This window comes from Rhizobacter sp. P3_B12 (assembly GCF_056402895.1).
This window is the reverse complement of sequence record NZ_JBFUGN010001393.1, coordinates 1-1227: the sequence shown is the minus strand read 5'-3', so window position 1 is coordinate 1227 and position 1227 is coordinate 1. Positions and strand designations below refer to the sequence as shown.

Below are 1227 nucleotides of genomic sequence, written 5' to 3'. Positions count from 1 at the left end.
GCACAGGTCGAGCCCGTCGCCGTCGGGCAGCATCAGGTCGAGCACCAGCGCGTCGTAGCCGGCACCGGCCAGGCGCTCGCGGCCGGCGGCCAGCGAGCCGGCGGTTTCCACCTCGAAGCCGGAGCCGCGCAGGTAGTCGCCCACCATTGCGGAGAGGCGGGCATCGTCATCGATCAACAGCACGCGGGATGTCATGGGTCGGTCAGCCTCCAAGGCCGAAGGGCCCGCGGCACCGGGCCGCGGGCCACTGGAAGTGGCAGGTCGCAATGAGATCACAACTTGCGGTCCGTCTTGGGCGCGGTGAGTTACTTCGGGGCCGCGGCGGGCTTGTCGTGCTGCATGCGCTGCATGCGATCGCGCATCTGGTCTTCGCGCATCTTCATGCGCTGGGCCAGCTTGGTGCGCTGCTCGGGCGTCAGCACCTTGGCGACGTCGATCAGGCCTTGCGTGATGCGGCGGCTGGCCTGGTCGTGCTGGGCCTCGGTCTGCTGGCGCAGCGATTCGACGGCGGCGGCGTCGATGGTCGGGGCGGCCAGCAGTTGCAGGCCCTTCTCGTGCAGCCCCTTGGCCGATTCGTGCTGGGTCTTCAGGTCGGCGGCCGCGGCCTGCACGATCTGCTTGATCTGGGTGCGCTGCGCCTCGCTGGCGCCGACGCCGTCGAGCATCCGATCGACCATGCGGTTGAGTTGCTCGGGCCGGCCCATGAACATGCCGGGGCCRCCCATGCCGGTGTGGTGCATGCGGGCACCGTGGCTGAAGCCGGGGCCCGGCGGGGGGTTCTGGGCCCACGCCGAGAGGGCCACCGTGCCGGCCACTGCCAGCAGCATGCCGCCCAGCAGGCGCTTGATGCCGCGCGGCTTGTCCTGCGGCAGCGCGTCGAAAGTGCTCACGTCGCTCATCGTCTTCTCCAACAAGACCCGCGGGAGGTGGGTCGATGGAATGAATGGTCGCGGGCGGGGGTGAAGCGGGATTGGCTGGGGGGTAAAGATCTGTGAATGGTTTGCGGGTGATCTGGCCTGGGCTGTTTTTTTATACAGTATCATCCGTGCAGCAGTTGCCACTGCCAACCTTGATCCCGCCAGCGGTCCCTTCCCGGGCCGCTGGCTTTTTTTTGATCAGCTGGCTGCGGACTTCGATGCCACCAGCACCGGCTCGGCGCGCCACGCCTGCGGGAACAGGCGCTTCAGGTCGTCGAGCTTGGGCAGGTCGTTGAAGACGATGTACGGC

2 protein-coding genes and 1 pseudogene are annotated in these 1227 nt (G+C 68.0%); all 3 read right to left on the bottom strand.

The features are described from left to right. A partial coding sequence (locus tag AC1D01_RS35520) for a response regulator transcription factor (RefSeq protein ID WP_477874338.1) occupies nt 1-195 on the bottom strand: 195 nt, incomplete at its 3' end. Between the two features lie 110 nt (nt 196-305). Beyond that, entirely contained in the window at nt 306-899 is a 594-nt protein-coding gene (locus tag AC1D01_RS35515) for a Spy/CpxP family protein refolding chaperone (protein WP_477874336.1), read from the bottom strand. 216 nt (nt 900-1115) lie between these two features. Further along, a pseudogene (locus AC1D01_RS35510) lies at nt 1116-1227 on the bottom strand (peptide-methionine (S)-S-oxide reductase MsrA); the annotation flags it as partial.